General features: G+C 59.3%; 13 protein-coding genes. 6 read left to right on the top strand and 7 right to left on the bottom strand.

Annotated features, from left to right (window positions below; genetic code table 11):
• Positions 1-6: 6 nt before the first annotated feature.
• From BSF40_RS13645 to yaaA, 4 genes are all read right to left on the bottom strand, one after another.
• Positions 7-1,176, bottom strand: coding sequence for an alginate biosynthesis protein Alg44 (locus BSF40_RS13645; protein ID WP_095965509.1), 1,170 nt, complete (start codon positions 1,174-1,176; stop codon positions 7-9).
• 36 nt (positions 1,177-1,212) lie between these two features.
• Entirely contained in the window at positions 1,213-2,694 is a 1,482-nt protein-coding gene (gene alg8 / locus BSF40_RS13635; RefSeq protein ID WP_095965508.1) for a mannuronan synthase, read from the bottom strand.
• 95 nt (positions 2,695-2,789) lie between these two features.
• Entirely contained in the window at positions 2,790-4,106 is a 1,317-nt protein-coding gene (locus BSF40_RS13630) for a nucleotide sugar dehydrogenase (RefSeq protein ID WP_095965507.1), read from the bottom strand.
• Positions 4,107-4,915: 809 nt separating this feature from the next.
• The gene (gene yaaA, locus BSF40_RS13625; protein ID WP_095965506.1) at positions 4,916-5,695 is read right to left on the bottom strand and encodes a peroxide stress protein YaaA; all 780 of its coding nucleotides are present in this window, start codon (positions 5,693-5,695) and stop codon (positions 4,916-4,918) included.
• Between the two features lie 279 nt (positions 5,696-5,974).
• On the opposite strand from yaaA, the gene BSF40_RS13620 reads away from it, so the two are divergent.
• From BSF40_RS13620 to BSF40_RS13595, 6 genes are all read left to right on the top strand, one after another.
• Complete coding sequence (locus BSF40_RS13620; protein ID WP_095965505.1) at positions 5,975-7,099, top strand: polysaccharide deacetylase family protein; 1,125 nt, start codon at positions 5,975-5,977, stop codon at positions 7,097-7,099.
• A 336-nt stretch (positions 7,100-7,435) separates the two neighbouring features.
• Positions 7,436-8,830 carry a PhoH family protein gene (locus tag BSF40_RS13615; protein WP_007972659.1) on the top strand — a complete coding sequence of 465 codons (1,395 nt, stop codon included), beginning with the start codon at positions 7,436-7,438 and terminating at the stop codon, positions 8,828-8,830.
• 233 nt (positions 8,831-9,063) lie between these two features.
• Positions 9,064-9,537 (top strand): cyclic pyranopterin monophosphate synthase MoaC, encoded by a 474-nt coding sequence (gene moaC, locus BSF40_RS13610; protein ID WP_007972660.1) that lies wholly within the window; start codon positions 9,064-9,066, stop codon positions 9,535-9,537.
• The gene (gene moaD, locus BSF40_RS13605) at positions 9,534-9,776 is read left to right on the top strand and encodes a molybdopterin converting factor subunit 1 (RefSeq protein ID WP_095965504.1); all 243 of its coding nucleotides are present in this window, start codon (positions 9,534-9,536) and stop codon (positions 9,774-9,776) included. Before moaC ends, moaD begins: the two co-directional genes overlap by 4 nt.
• Positions 9,777-9,779: 3 nt before the next feature.
• Positions 9,780-10,232, top strand: coding sequence for a molybdopterin synthase catalytic subunit MoaE (gene moaE, locus BSF40_RS13600; protein ID WP_095965503.1), 453 nt, complete (start codon positions 9,780-9,782; stop codon positions 10,230-10,232).
• Between the two features lie 308 nt (positions 10,233-10,540).
• Positions 10,541-11,317 (top strand): ABC transporter substrate-binding protein, encoded by a 777-nt coding sequence (locus BSF40_RS13595; protein ID WP_095965502.1) that lies wholly within the window; start codon positions 10,541-10,543, stop codon positions 11,315-11,317.
• 134 nt (positions 11,318-11,451) lie between these two features.
• Here the strand turns inward: BSF40_RS13595 and BSF40_RS13590 are convergent, their stop codons facing one another.
• The 3 genes from BSF40_RS13590 to BSF40_RS13580 all read right to left on the bottom strand — a co-directional run bounded on the left by BSF40_RS13590 (position 11,452) and on the right by BSF40_RS13580 (position 14,406).
• Complete coding sequence (locus BSF40_RS13590; RefSeq protein ID WP_007972668.1) at positions 11,452-12,093, bottom strand: transcriptional regulator; 642 nt, start codon at positions 12,091-12,093, stop codon at positions 11,452-11,454.
• 90 nt (positions 12,094-12,183) lie between these two features.
• Positions 12,184-13,311 (bottom strand): FAD-binding oxidoreductase, encoded by a 1,128-nt coding sequence (locus BSF40_RS13585; RefSeq protein WP_095965501.1) that lies wholly within the window; start codon positions 13,309-13,311, stop codon positions 12,184-12,186.
• Positions 13,312-13,461: 150 nt separating this feature from the next.
• Positions 13,462-14,406 carry an ornithine cyclodeaminase family protein gene (locus BSF40_RS13580; protein WP_095965500.1) on the bottom strand — a complete coding sequence of 315 codons (945 nt, stop codon included), beginning with the start codon at positions 14,404-14,406 and terminating at the stop codon, positions 13,462-13,464.
• Between the last annotated feature and the right edge of the window lie 123 nt (positions 14,407-14,529).

Genomic DNA, 14,529 nt, shown 5'->3' with positions numbered 1-14,529 from the left:
CTCGACTTAAAGACCGACAGCCATGGCTTTGTCGATCAGCCAGTTCAGGTTCGGGCCACGGTCGCTGCTGACTTCCACCGGGCGGCCGGCGAGGGCGCTGTCCAGGGTTTCGTCGGGCTGGATCAGCACGCGGATATCCGAAGAGAGGTCGGCGCTTTTCAGGCTGGTGCTGCTGACGATCTTGCCGGTGCGGCTCTTGTCTTCGCCGGCGATCTGGAACCGCACCGAAGTACCCGGGCGTACGTCGCCGAACTGGCGATAGGAGAAGCGCGCTTCAACATTGGCTTCGCCGCCCCGCGGGACCAGTTGGAAGATCACGTCGCCCTTGCTGGCGTACTGACCGTTGGCGACCATTTGCTGGGCCACGGTGCAATCGCAAGGCGAGGTCAGGGTGCCGGTCATCTGCTTGCCGAACAGTTCTTCAACCTTGGCCGGTTGCAGTTGGTCTTCGTCCAGATGGCCCTTGAGCACGTCGAGCATGCTGGTGCTGAAGGTCGCCAGCGGTGCGCCCTTGGCGGCCACGCCGTCGGCTTTCACCAGGCTCTGTACGGTACCGTCGCGGGGCATGGTGATGTTCACGCCCGGCACGCTGACCAGACCGGCCTGGGCGTGACTGACGAAATACATGCCATACACCGATTTGAAAACGAAGCCGAAGGCGGCAACACCCACCACAAAGATCCCCAGGCTGAAGGTCACGGCTTTCAGGCGTCCGAACGCGGTCATGCCGTGGCCGCCGTCCTTCATCTTGCGCGCCTTGGTGAAGTTGTCGCGCTGCAGGGTCGCCAGCATTTCACCCACGCTGACGATGTCGCCAGCCAGGTGCGAAGTGATCAGGTGGCGCAGGGTCGAGATGTCCCGTGGTTCCAGGTTCTGGAACTGGCAGCCGGAGCGTCCCGTCTCGCGGTCGAAGGAGCGGACCTGCAACTCGACGTCCATGGCCAGGCCGAGGTTGTCGATGACGAACTGCAGGCGGGCCTTGTACACATCGCCAATTTTCAGCGGCAACTGACCGGCGTTGAACGCCAGGCCACCGGCGGACAGGTCGATCACCCGGGCTTCGACCGGCGTCCGGTCAGGGCCGAAGAAACGCAACTTGGCCGGGATTTTCACGCGGGCGTGTTGACGCTGGGCTTCGGATTCGTGCACTACGTTGGCGTTGACGGCGGTATTCATAAGGGCGATTTCCTGGTTAATTCAATAAGGGGGCGGTCAGACCATCAACAGCAGCACGGCGACAAAAATGCTGCCGGCAGAGAAGGTCATGGTCCGAGACGACCAGGTGTTGAACCAACGTTGAAAGCTGGCGAGATCACGGGTCAGAGAAGTGGGTTGGCGAGTCCAGGACTGTTGGTCGAGGCGGAAGAACACGTAGATCTTCACCAGCGCGCCGACGATCTGGTTGTAATAGAGAATCGCCGGGTAGGCCGGGCCGATCCGGTGTCCGGAGCACGACAGCAACAAGGTCAGGATGAACCGGGTGATGCCGATCCACAGCAGGTACACCAGGATGAACGCGGTGCCGTACTTGAAGCTGGCGATCAGCGCCACGGTCAGGCCCAGCAGCGAGGTCCACATCGACACGCGCTGGTCGAACAGCACCACCGAAGTGAACATGCCGAGGCGTTTGATCCCCAGGCCCAGAGCACGGGAGTTCTGCCGCAGGTTGTTGCCGTACCAGCGGAACATCAGTTTGCGACTGGCCTTGATGAAGCTCTTTTCCGGCGGGTGTTCAACGGTGTTGATCGCCGCGTCGGGCACGTAGAAGGTGTCGTAGCCCAGGCGCATCAGGCTGAACCAGCTCGACTTGTCATCGCCGGTAAGGAACTTGAAGCGACCCAGGCGCCAGTGTTGCAGCGAGTCGCTTTCCACGTCGGCGATGAATTCCGGGTTGGTGACCACGGTGGCGCGGAACACCGACATGCGCCCGGTCATGGTCAGCACGCGCTTGGACAGGGCCATCGAGCACATGTTGATGTGGCGCTGGGCGAAACGCAGCTTGTGCCATTCGCTCATGATGTAGCCGCCGCGCACTTCGCAGAATTCGTTGGTGGTCAGGCCGCCGACGTTGCCGAACAACTGGAACCACGGCACGGTCTTGCGCACCACGCCTTCGCCGAGCACGGTGTCGCCATCGATCACTGCGACCACGGCGCGATCGTCCGGCAGGTGCCGGGAGATGGCGCGGAAGCCGTAGGCCAGGCCATCGCGCTTGCCGGTGCCGGGAATGCGCACGAAGTCGAGCTTGACCCGGGCCGGTGGGTTCATCCGGTTCCACAGGCTTTTGACCAGCAGCTCATCGGACATTTCCACGATGGAGCAGACCACGGTGGTCGGCAGGTCGCAGTCGATGGCTTCGCGGATCACCGAGCTGTAGACCTGCGCAGTGGTCAGCGCATCGATACGAAAGCTGGTGACCATCAGAAACACGTGGGACGGGTCAGCCGCTTTGCCCAGCTTGCGCACTTTGCGCCGCAGGTGCGGGTAGACGACGTACAGAAAAATCATGCCGCGCACAAAGTGCGTGGCACCCATCGAGTAGCGCCAGATACCCACGGCGCCAATCAGGAAAATGAAGTCCTTCGACTCGGAGTCGAACGTGGACACGGGCAACGCCATGGCGAGGCCCATCAGTAAACTCAGGTAGAACAGCCAACCGGCGGCCTGGAGTAGGCCGTGCTTTAGCCTGTGCATAATCGGAATCCTAAAGTCAGTTGAAAGCTTCAAGCCTCAAGCTGCAAGTGAGGAGCGCTTAACTTGCCGCTTGAAGCTTGTCGCTTATGGCTGCTTTACCAGCAGATCCCTTCGGTGCGACCGTTGACGCTGGTGGCCTTGGACATGAAGCCCACCAGGTCGATCACCTGCTTGCCGTGTGGTACGTCCTGCACCAGGGCACGGAATTTCTCGTCACGGTTGCCGAGGATGATCACGTCGGAGTTGTTGATCACTGCGTCGAAGTCGGCGTTGAGCAAGGACGAGACGTGCGGAATCTTCGACTCGATGTAGTCCTTGTTGGCACCGTGAACGCGGGCGTACTCGACGTTGCTGTCGTAGATGCTCAGGTCGTAGCCCTTGCCGATCAGCATTTCCGCCAGGTCAACCAGCGGGCTTTCGCGCAGGTCGTCGGTACCGGCCTTGAAGCTCAGGCCCAGCAGGGCGACTTTGCGTTTGTCGTGGCTGGAAACGATATCGAAAGCGTTCTGCACCTGGGATTCGTTGCTGCGCATCAGCGAGTTGAGCAATGGCGCTTCCACGTCCAGGGAACCGGCGCGGTAGGTCAGTGCACGCACGTCCTTTGGCAGGCACGAGCCGCCGAAGGCGAAGCCCGGGCGCATGTAGTACTGGGACAGGTTGAGGGTCTTGTCCTGGCAGACCACGTCCATCACTTCGCGACCGTCGACGCCGACTGCCTTGGCGATGTTGCCGATTTCGTTGGCGAAGGTGACCTTGGTGGCGTGCCACACGTTGCAGGTGTACTTGATCATCTCGGCGACTGCGATGTCCTTGCGGATGATCGGTGCGTCGAGTTCTTCGTACAGCGATTGCAGAACGTCACCGGACGCTTTGTCGAACTCGCCAATGACGGTCATTGGCGGCTGGTCGTAGTCGGCGATCGCAGTGCTTTCACGCAGGAACTCAGGGTTCACGGCCACGCCGAAATCAACGCCGGCCTTCTTGCCCGAGCAGTCCTCGAGAATCGGGATGACCACGTTGGCCACTGTGCCCGGCAACACGGTGCTGCGCACGACGATGGTGTGGCGGGTGGTCTTGTCACGCAGGACAAAACCGATTTCGCGGCACACTGCCTCGATGTAGTTCAGTTCCAGGTCGCCGTTTTTCTTGCTCGGCGTGCCCACGCAGATCATCGACAGATCGGTGTCGCGAATCGCCTCGGCGAAGTTGGTGGTGCCACGCAGGCGACCGGTCTGGATGCCCTGGGCCAGAAGTTCGCCCAGGCCTGGTTCAACAATCGGCGATTTGCCGGCATTGATCATATCGATCTTGTCTTTGGCCACATCGACGCCAACGACGTCATGACCCCGTGCAGACAGGCAACCGGCACATACTGCGCCAACGTAACCCAAACCAAATATGCTGATGCGCATCGCAATTACCTCTGTATTGATCAAGCCATTAGAAGGCCGGAGTTAATGGTGTTCAGCGTGTTTTAGTGCACTCGCAAGTGCGCCTTACAGGCGCAGCAATGCCCTGTGCTGGCATATAAGTTACGAGTGTCTAAATAAATGCACTCAAGGGGTGCGCAACTAGGCCTTGTTGTTATGATTTGCCCTGTTATGCAGCCGATCCTCCTTCCGAAGGATGCAGGTGCAACGGCCTTGCACGCTTGATGTCAGGCCGAAAGCCCGTAAATCAAGCGGTTGGGTGCTCGGGTGAGCACGTTTATAGGGGCGCTGCCGTGGCCTTGTAGGGGATAGTCATACCGCGTTATCTCCTGTCCGCTCGCTGTTGTTCAAATCAGTGATTAGTCAGCGCAAGTTAGTATTGCAACTTCGCTACAAGAATCGCTTATCTGCGTAAGTTATCTCGTACAGGTTCGGCGAGAATCGTTACCGGTGGTATGAGCGGCGCGTTTGGACATAGTTCCGGTCCGCTCATCGTGAAATCTGAAATTTCTTGAAATATTGAGAAAGATGGCACTGCTCTCAAATTGATAGCACTTGCCGTTTGGCCCTTTATATATAGGCGGATAATTGGGGCGGATAGTTTTTTGCCACTACTGTTGAAAAAAGTCAGTGCCACTACGCAAAAAAATGATTGAAGTCGAGTGAAACTAAAGTTAGGAAAACGATCGATGGTTTTTTGACGCCAATAGGCTGGCGATCAGGAGGGGAATTGTCGGACGATCAATGGGCAGCGCATGAGGGGGTGTTCGCTCATGCGCCGACCGGCTGCATCACTCTGGTGCGTGATCGCGCAGAAACACCAGGTTGTCCGGTTTGGACTGTTCAGCGCTGTAGCGATAACCTTGAACGTCGAATTGCTTGAGGGTGGCCGGATCGTTGATGCGTTCTTCGATGACGAAGCGGCTCATCAAGCCACGGGCCTTTTTCGCGTAGAAGCTGATGATCTTGTACTGGCCGTTCTTCAGGTCCTTGAACTCGGTATTGATGATGCGTGCGTTCAAGGCGTTGCGTTTGACCGCCGAGAAGTACTCGTTGGACGCCAGGTTGAGCAGCACGTCATCGCCTTGATCGACCAGGGCTTCGTTCAGCCATTCGCTGATGCGTGTACCCCAGAAGGCATACAGGTCCTTGCCCCGGGCGTTGGGCAATTTGGTGCCCATTTCCAGGCGATAGGGTTGCATCAGGTCCAGTGGACGCAGCAGGCCGTACAGGCCGGACAACATGCGCAGATGCTGCTGGGCATAGTCAAAATCGGCTTCGCTGAAGGTTTGTGCATTCAGGCCGGTGTACACATCGCCCTTGAAGGCCAACAGCGCCTGCTTGGCGTTTTCCGGGGTGAACGCGGGCGTCCAGCTGCCGAAACGCGCGGCGTTGAGCCCGCCGATCTTGTCGGAAACGTGCATCAATTCGCTGATCTGTGCCGGGGACAACTCGCGCAATTGCAGGATCAGCTCCTGGGAGTGGTCGAGGTACTGCGGCTGAGTGAAGCGCTGGGTCGCCGGCGGTGTTTCATAATCGAGGGTCTTGGCGGGTGAAATCACCATCAGCATGAGTCGTCTCCTTTAATCGTGGCGGCGATTCTAGGGGGTTGTCGGCGTTGACTCCAGCTATGGCGTCCATAGGTGATGGCCGGTGGTATGCGCTGAACCTGTGGGAGCGGGCTTGCTCGCGAAAGCGGTATGACATTCACCAAAAATGTCGACTGATACACCGCTTTCGTCGGAACGCCGCCCGGAGCAAGCTCGCTCCCACAGTGGTTCAGTGTTGCTGCGGGAGTTGTGCCTGGATCAGCTATAGTGCCGCGCGGGTTTTGTTATGGAGACATCCCATTGCGTATCGCTTTTCTCATCTCGATCTGGCTACTGAGCGTCGCTGCCATCGCGGCACCGGGCGATGTGGCGACGCTTGATCGCAGCACCTGGCCAGAAAAACTCGTCAGTCCAACGCTGTTCGACGTGGCGTCGAGGGCCGAGATCCTCATGTTTTCCAGAGTGCTGTTGGCCAGCGAAGCGCTGGATGAACCCGCCCTGGCCCAGCGCCTGGGCTTGCGTACGATCAACCTGGAGTCGGTCAACCGGGTTCGCGAGCATCTGTGGCAACGGCTGCTGGCCAACTACAACTACGCCCAACAGAGTTGCGACCAGGATGCGTCCTTCTGTTTTCTGGTCGAAGACATGCCCACCCTGCGCGAACAAGCTGCCAAGTTCCAGGTCAGTGCAGACAGCTACTACATCAAGTGGGCCGAACCGAGTCGTGTGTTCCACACCCAGTACCTGGACGAACAATTGCGCAAGGCCGCCCTGTTCCCGCAAACCAGCAGCGAAGTCGATCATTTTGGTGACTATGAGCGCTCCGGCGACGGGATGCACGACCGGCTGTTTCTGCTGACCTTCGACAGTGCTGCCAACGCCGCGCCGGACAACACCGCCTGGGTCACCGAGTACCTGCGCAAGTCGAACATGAGCGGGACGTTCTTCGTCCTCGGCAAGGACATCCAGGCCCGTTTGGCCGAAGCTTCGGTGAGTCACCTGCAAGGGACCTACTCGAGCCAGTGCATCGGCGTACAAGGCTGGGAGTTCCGTTCCCACAGCCACTGGCAGGACTGGCAGGATTCGGTGCGCCGCAGCGCCGAACTGGTCAAAAGCAAGCTGCCGGAGAACTACGTGCCGCTGTTCCGTCCGCCCGATGGCCAGCGCCGATCCGATGCCGAAGGTTTCTTCAAGGCTCAGGGTTTGCAGGTAGCGCTGTGGGACATCGACGCCCAGGACGGCGCCGGCAAACTCAAGGGCAACCCGAGTGCGCAACGGGTGCTGACCCTGATGCTGCTGTGGCGGCACGGGGTGATCAATTTCAATGTGAAGCAGGATGGGGTGAAAACGGCGTTGCCGTGGCTGGTCACGCAAACGGCGCCGGTCGGGATCGGTTGGGAGGATTGCCAGGATGCGTTTCGCTGAATATGACAAAACCCCGTAAATATTGGTTTTTTGCCGATTTTGGAAGGGGATTCGTTGCAGGTGGACTTCCGACTTTAAACGGGTGATGGCAGTCCGCCAAGTGTTATTGGTCACTCTGAAAAATAAACTTCAAAAAAACGTCAAAGTACTTTTTTCTGTCACACGTTTTGGAGTATTACGAAGACAGACCGCCGAAACCTGCAACACAGGTGGCGTCTTCCAAGACCCCGCATGTATGCAGAACACTTGAGTCCCCGCAGGTGTATTCGGCAGTCACTTCGAGGCGCAGCACCGTCAAGGTATTGCGTCGAATGGCTCCCACAAAGGTGACCGAGTATGGATGATCACGGACGTAGCTCTTCTTCCAACCAGCCAATCCTTTATGTACTCGATACCAACGTATTGATTCACGATCCAAACGCGCTGCTCAACTTCGAAGAACACCACGTCGCAATCCCGATGACCGTGCTTGAAGAGCTCGACAAGCTCAAGAGCGGGCATCACAGCGTTGCCGCCGAATGCCGCCAGGCCATCCGTCTGATCGATAAGACCCTGGGCGATGCCTCACCCGAGGATGTCGAGCAGGGTGTGCCGATCCAGCGTGGCAAAAGCGGACCCAAGGGTTTGCTGTCAATTCTGATGAGCAAGCATGCCGAGCCGAACCTGATTCTGCCCGAGCACCTGAATGACAACAAAATCATCAATCAACTGATCGATCTGCACACACGCGACCCGAAAAAGCCCGTGGTGCTGGTCACCAAAGACATCAACATGCGCCTCAAGGCGCGCGCCTGCGGGATCGCGGCCGAGGACTACAGCACCGACCAACTGGTCGATGACGTGTCCTTGCTGCCCAATGGCTACCACAACATGACCGGCTCTTTCTGGGACCGTGTGAGCAAGGTCGAAACCCGTCAAGACCACGGCCGCACCTGGCATCAGGTGCAGTTGATCGACAACCTGCCGGCGGTGCACATCAATGAATTCATCATTGATGAACAGGGCTTTGTCGGCTGGATCAAGGAGATCGAAGAGGACCGCTTGCTGATCCTCGACCTGCACCAGGAACCACTGTTGCACCAAGAGGCCTGGGGCCTGAAACCGCGTGATATCTATCAGAGCCTGGCGCTGTACGCCTTGCTCGATCCGGACATCCACCTGGTCAACCTGTCGGGTGCCGCAGGCTCGGGTAAAACCATCCTGGCGCTGGCCGCTGCGATCGAGCAGACCATGGTCAGCAAACGTTATCGCCGCATCATCGCCACCCGCAGCGTGCAGGGCCTGGACCAGGAAATCGGCTTCCTGCCCGGCACCGAGGCGGAAAAAATGGAGCCGTGGCTGGGCGCCATCACCGACAACCTCGAAGCCTTGCACATGGATGACGAAAGCACCCATGGCAGCGTCGACTACATCCTCAGCAAAGTGCCGTTGCAGTTCAAATCCCTTAACTACATCCGGGGCCGCAGCTTCCAGCAGAGCCTGATCCTGATCGACGAATGCCAGAACCTCACGCCGCACCAGATGAAAACCATCATCACCCGTGCCGGCGCCGGTTCCAAAGTGGTGTGCCTGGGTAACCTGGCACAGATCGACACCCCTTACCTGTCCGCGACCAGCTCCGGGCTGACCTACCTCACTGAACGCTTCAAGGACTTCCCGAACGGGGTGCACATCACCTTGCAAGGGGTACCACGCTCGATCCTGGCCGAATACGCCGAATCGCATTTGTAATTGTCCACCGAAACCGGGCGGCCCTACAGCCGCCCGGTTTTTGTGGAAGTATGAAAAACCTGTGGGAGCGGGCTTGCTCGCGAATGCGGTGGATCAGTCACCCATGCATTGACTGACCTGCCGCTTTCGCGAGCAAGCCCGCTCCCACATTGGTTTGTGGTGGGCCGATAATCGTGCGTGCGAAAAATTGACCCACAGGTTTACAATCGATGCTCCTGATCAGGAGTAAATCCGTGCTGACTCATCTCGATTCCCAAGGTCGCGCCAACATGGTCGACGTCACCGAAAAAGCCGTGACGTTCCGTGAGGCGACGGCCCAAGCGCTGGTGCGCATGCTGCCCGAAACCCTGCAGATGATCGTCAGTGGCGGCCACCCCAAGGGTGATGTGTTTGCCGTGGCGCGCATTGCCGGCATCCAGGCGGCGAAGAAAACCAGCGATCTGATTCCCCTGTGCCATCCGCTGATGCTGACCGGCGTCAAGGTCGAGCTCAGTGCTGAAGGCGACGATTCGGTGCGCATCGTGGCGCGCTGCAAGCTGTCCGGGCAGACCGGCGTCGAGATGGAAGCCCTGACCGCCGCCAGTGTCGCCGCGCTGACCATCTACGACATGTGCAAGGCCGTGGACCGTGGCATGACCATCGAAAGTGTGCGTCTGCTGGAGAAGGTCGGCGGCAAGAGCGGACATTTCCAGGCGGAGCAGCCATGAACGTGACCGTGAAGTTTTTCGCCCGTTATCGTGAAGCGCTGGGGGTGGACTCGGTGAAAGTTGAAGGCAACTTCGCCACTGTCGACGATGTCCGCGCGCTGTTGGCGCAACGTGACGGTGCCGAGGTATTGAGCGAGCAGAACCTGATGTGCGCCCGCAACGAAGACCTCTGCCAGCTCGACGAGCCGGTCAGCGAGGGCGATGAAGTGGCGTTCTTCCCGACCGTGACCGGAGGCTGAACCATGGCCATTCGCGTGCAGTCCACGCCGTTCGATCCGGGCGCCGAGGTCAATGCCATGCACGACGCCAATGTCGGTGTGGGTGCGGTGGTGAGCTTTGTCGGCTATGTTCGCGACTTCAATGACGGTCTGGACGTCGCCGGGATGTTCCTCGAACACTATCCCGGCATGACTGAAAAGGCCTTGGGCAAGATCGCCATTGAGGCCGGGCAGCGCTGGCCGCTGCTCAAGCTGGAAGTACTGCACCGCATCGGCGCCCTGGAGCCGGGCGAGCCGATTGTCTTCGTCGGCGCGGCCAGCGCCCATCGTCAGGCGGCATTCGACGCCTGCGCCTTTGTCATGGATTACCTGAAAACCCGCGCACCGTTCTGGAAGAAGGAAAACACCAGCGACGGGCCGCGTTGGGTGGAAGGGCGTGACAGCGATCATGCGGCGGCGGATCGCTGGAAGCAGTAAGCACTGCGGCGCTCTCAAGTCAGCCTTCGCGAGCAAGCCCGCTCCCACAATGGATCTGGTTGAATACAAATTTTGTATACAACACAGAACCCTGTGGGAGCGGGCTTGCCCGCGAAGGGGCCATTCGACTCACCCAATACCTTGCAGAACCACCACCCGACCATCGGCCGGCACGGGCTGCATTTGCCTGATTGACGACTAATACATAAAAGTCCAAGATGGAATTATAAGTACAAAAAAGGTTTCCACCCCCGTTTCAGCTTTTTCTTCTGTCTTGCCAAACCAACAACAACCGCGAGAAAACGAACATGAAGAAGTTCCCCCTCATCACCGGTCTGGCCCTGAGCCTGTTGGCGTGCAGTTCTGTGTTCGCCGCCGAGAAAACCCTGCGCATCGGCATCGAAGCCGCGTATCCACCGTTCGCTTCGAAAACCGACAAAGGCGAGATCGTCGGTTTCGACTATGACATCGGCAACGCCCTGTGCGCGCAGATGAAGGCCAAGTGTGTGTGGGTCGAAGGCGAGTTCGACGGTCTGATTCCTTCCCTGAAGGTGAAGAAAATCGACATGGCGCTGTCGTCCATGACCATCAATGAAGACCGTAAGAAGTCGGTGGACTTCACCCACAAGTACTATTTCACTTCGTCGCGCCTGGTGATGAAGGACGGCGCGGTGGTGGATGACCAGTACGCCAGCCTCAAGGGCAAGACCGTCGGCGTGCAGCGCGCCACCACCACCGACCGTTACGCCACCGAGGTGTTCGAGCCCAAGGGCATCAACGTCAAGCGCTACAGTAACAACGAAGAAATCTACATGGACCTGGCAGCCGGTCGCCTCGACGCGATTTTTGCCGACACCATTCCACTCAATGACTTCCTGTCGATGCCGCGTGGCAAGGGTTACGCCTTTGTCGGGCCGGAGCTGAAAGATCCGAAGTATGTGGGCGAGGGTGCCGGGATTGCCGTGCGCAAGGGCAACACTGAACTGGTCAGCGAGCTGAACACGGCCATTGATGGCATTCGTGCCAGTGGTGAGTACCAGAAGATTTCGGACAAGTACTTCAAGTCGGATATCTACGGCGACTGATAGTCCGCTATCGCGAGCAAGCCCGCTCCCACAATGGATCTCTACCAAACACAGATTTTGTGTTCGATGCAGAACCAGTGTGGGAGCGGGCTTGCTCGCGAAGAGGCCAGATCCAGCTATACAAATTTCAGGGCCTAGCCCTTCAATTCCTTCAAATGCTTGTACACCGTCGCCCGGCCCATGTTCAGCACATTGGCCACGTAGTTCGATGCGCTTTTGCCCTTGAACGCGCCTTCGGCGTGCAACGCCAGCACCAGCTCGCGTTTGTGGTCGCGGGTCAGCAGGTTCAGGCTCAACTGGCGCTCGCGCAGCCAGGCGTGGAGGAAGGTGTTGATCCGCTCCTGCCAGTCATCGCGGAACAGTGCATCCGGTTGCGGGATCAGTTTGGTCGGCGACAGGAACAGGTCCAAAGCGGCCTTGGCATTCTCGAACAGCGAAATATTCAGGTTGATGCACAGCACCGCCAGCGGATGACCTTCGCTGTCGCGCAGTACCGTGCTGAGGCTGCGAATCTTCTGGCCATCCCAATTTAGCTTTTCGTACGGCCCGATGTTTCGTTCGCTGACATCGTCGCTGAGCATGTCTTCCAGCGCCGAGTCGTCGCCGATTTCCCGCTTGGACAGGTTGTTGGCGATGTAGTCGACCTTTTGCGTGCGCAGGTCGTGCAGCACCACTTCGGCGTGGGGGAAAAACAACGTGGCGATGGCGTCGGCGATCGCGTGGAAGTTATCCAGGGACGTGTCGTCCAGGGCCGAGTCTTTTTCGGGGGCGTTCATACAGTGGAACTCCAGGCAGCGTCAGCGCCCCATCAAAGGGGCGCTGAAAGTGTGCCGTAATCGTGGGGGCACGTCACCTGAGGATCAGGCTCAGCCGAGGCGGGCAGGGGAGAGCATGTCGGCATTCAGGCCAAACCGGCCGAACGACTCGGGCAACGCTGCACCGCGCACCAGTGCCGCGCTGGCCTGGCCCATGGCCGGCGAAGTCTGAATGCCATACCCGCCTTGCGCCGCGACCCAGAACAGCCCTGGCACCTGTGGATCGAAGCCGGACAGCAAATCGCCGTCGCTGACGAAGCTGCGCAGGCCGGCCCAGGTGCGGGTCGGGCGGCGAATGGTCAGGGTCGTGGCTTCTTCGATCTGGTAGATGCCCATGGCGATGTCCAGTTCTTCAGGCTGTACGTCATGGGGTTCCACCGGATCGGCGTTGGCCGGCGAACCGAGGAACATCCCGGCGTCGGGTTTCATGTAGAAGGATTCGTCGAGGCTGACCAGCATTGGCCAATGATGGATGTCCACGCCCTCCGGGCCGGCGAAGATGAACGCGGCACGGCGTTTCGGTTGCAGGCCCAGGGGTCTGGCGCCGGCCAGTTCGCCGATCCTGTCGGCCCAGGCGCCGGCGGCGTTGATGATGACCGGGGCGCTGAACGTCTGAGTGCCGGTCTGGACGTGCCATGTACCCTGGTCATCGCGGCTCAGGCTGACGACTTCGGCGTCGGTGTGGACTTCGCCCTGATTGCGGCGGATGCCTCGCAGGTATCCCTGATGCAGGGCGTCGGTGTCGATGTCGGTGGCGGTCGGATCGTAGATCGCGCCGTGGACTTTTTCCCGGCGCAGGACAGGTACCAGCGCGCAGGCCTCGTCGGTGCTGAGCAATTGCATCTCCGGCACCGTGGCTTTCGCGCTCTGGTATTGCCTGTTCAGTTCGTCCGGGTCGCCGGTGAAATCCACGGTCATTTCGCCGCGTGGCGTCAACAGCGGGTGTTCACAGAAGCCGCTGGGCGGATTGTCGAAAAAATCCCGGCTGGCCAGGGTCAGTGCGCGAACCTGCGGGGTGCCGTAGGCGGCGGTGTACAGGGCGGCCGAACGTCCGGTGGAATGGTAGGCCGGATGGGATTCGCGTTCGAGCACGATCACGCGGCCATGCTGCGACAGCCAGAAACCGGTGGAAGCGCCGGCGATACCGCCGCCGATGATGATGAAATCTGCCTGGCTCATGAACGTCTCCTGATGGGGCGTAAATGCCAATGGTGTAGAGATTTCCTGTGGGAGCGAGCCTGCTCGCGAAAGCGTCGGATCAGTCAACATCTATGTTGAATGAAAGATCGTATTCGCGAGCAGGCTCGCTCCCACAGGTGAGTGGTGGTGTCAGCGGGACAGGCGATAGATGGCATTGGCCAGCGCAATGTCTTCCAGGCCCAGCCCGATGGAGCGGAAAAACACATGCCGATCGTAACCGGGGCGCTGGACTTTATCGCTGAGCAGGTCCGGCAGGTCGCCGACAATCGCGCTCTTGTCCCAGCCATGTTGTTCGCCGGCAATCAGCATTTCACCGGCTGCGCCGGGGGTGGTCAGGCGATAGTCGCAGAACACCTGCATGTCATTGAGGCTTTGCGGCGGCACTTCGTGGGCACGCGGCGCGTTGGTACTGATGGAGGTGATCAGCGCCGGTTTGCGCAAGCTCGACGGATCGATCACCGGACCGGCGGATGAGGTGCAGAGCATGATCACGTCGGCGTCCTGCGCGGCAGCTTCGCGACTCTCGACGATGTTCAGGCGTGGTTCGATGTTTTTCAGCAGGCTCACGGTTTGAGCATCATCGCTCAGGTGCGGCGCATACAGGCTGATGCTCTGCCAGTCGCGCAGGCCTTTCACGTAATGCAGGTGCGCCTGGGCCACTTTGCCGCTGCCGATGATGGCCAGGCGATTGGCAGTCAGCGGCGCGAGGGCATCGACCGCCACGGCGGTGGTCGCGGCGGTGCGTGCGGTGGTCAGTTCACCCGCGTCGCACAGCAACAGCGGCTGGCCGGTGTGCATCGACATCAGCACAGTCCATGCAGTCACCAAGGGTCCTTGCTCACGGACGATGTAGGGTGAAGTCTTGATGCCGTACACGCCGTCTTCGGCCAACACACCCAGGTAGTTGATGAAGTCACCGGCGCCCTGGGGAAATTCCACCCGTTGTTGTGCCGGTTGCACGGCTTGCCCGGCCGCCAGGTCACGGAACATTTTGCGCAGGATCTGCGGCACGTCGACCTGCGCCAGCAATTCGCGAGCCTGGTTCTGGTTGATCACTTGGGGCGTATTGGACATGGTCGGCTCCGGGACTGAAAGTAAACTAATTTGTCCATTATGGACTTTTAGTTTTATCTCACAATATCCGGGCGAAAAAAAAGCGCAGTCCGTTTCCGGCTGCGCTTGTCTTTTCAGCGTCCT

Source organism: Pseudomonas sp. ACN5 (genome assembly GCF_002303975.1).
Lineage (GTDB): Bacteria > Pseudomonadota > Gammaproteobacteria > Pseudomonadales > Pseudomonadaceae > Aquipseudomonas > Aquipseudomonas laurylsulfatiphila.
Note: the sequence above shows the minus strand (reverse complement) of the source record. Positions and strands in the feature narration are given on the sequence as shown.

Excerpts from the sequence above, each read along its gene's own strand:
- BSF40_RS13645 (WP_095965509.1), bottom strand. The coding sequence starts at position 1,176 with ATGAATACCGCCGTCAACGCCAACGTAGTGCACGAATCCGAAGCCCAG.
- alg8 (WP_095965508.1), bottom strand. The coding sequence starts at position 2,694 with ATGCACAGGCTAAAGCACGGCCTACTCCAGGCCGCCGGTTGGCTGTTC.
- BSF40_RS13630 (WP_095965507.1), bottom strand. The coding sequence starts at position 4,106 with ATGCGCATCAGCATATTTGGTTTGGGTTACGTTGGCGCAGTATGTGCC.
- yaaA (WP_095965506.1), bottom strand. The coding sequence starts at position 5,695 with ATGCTGATGGTGATTTCACCCGCCAAGACCCTCGATTATGAAACACCG.
- BSF40_RS13615 (WP_007972659.1), top strand. The coding sequence starts at position 7,436 with ATGGATGATCACGGACGTAGCTCTTCTTCCAACCAGCCAATCCTTTAT.
- moaD (WP_095965504.1), top strand. The coding sequence starts at position 9,534 with ATGAACGTGACCGTGAAGTTTTTCGCCCGTTATCGTGAAGCGCTGGGG.
- moaE (WP_095965503.1), top strand. The coding sequence starts at position 9,780 with ATGGCCATTCGCGTGCAGTCCACGCCGTTCGATCCGGGCGCCGAGGTC.
- BSF40_RS13595 (WP_095965502.1), top strand. The coding sequence starts at position 10,541 with ATGAAGAAGTTCCCCCTCATCACCGGTCTGGCCCTGAGCCTGTTGGCG.
- BSF40_RS13590 (WP_007972668.1), bottom strand. The coding sequence starts at position 12,093 with ATGAACGCCCCCGAAAAAGACTCGGCCCTGGACGACACGTCCCTGGAT.
- BSF40_RS13585 (WP_095965501.1), bottom strand. The coding sequence starts at position 13,311 with ATGAGCCAGGCAGATTTCATCATCATCGGCGGCGGTATCGCCGGCGCT.
- BSF40_RS13580 (WP_095965500.1), bottom strand. The coding sequence starts at position 14,406 with ATGTCCAATACGCCCCAAGTGATCAACCAGAACCAGGCTCGCGAATTG.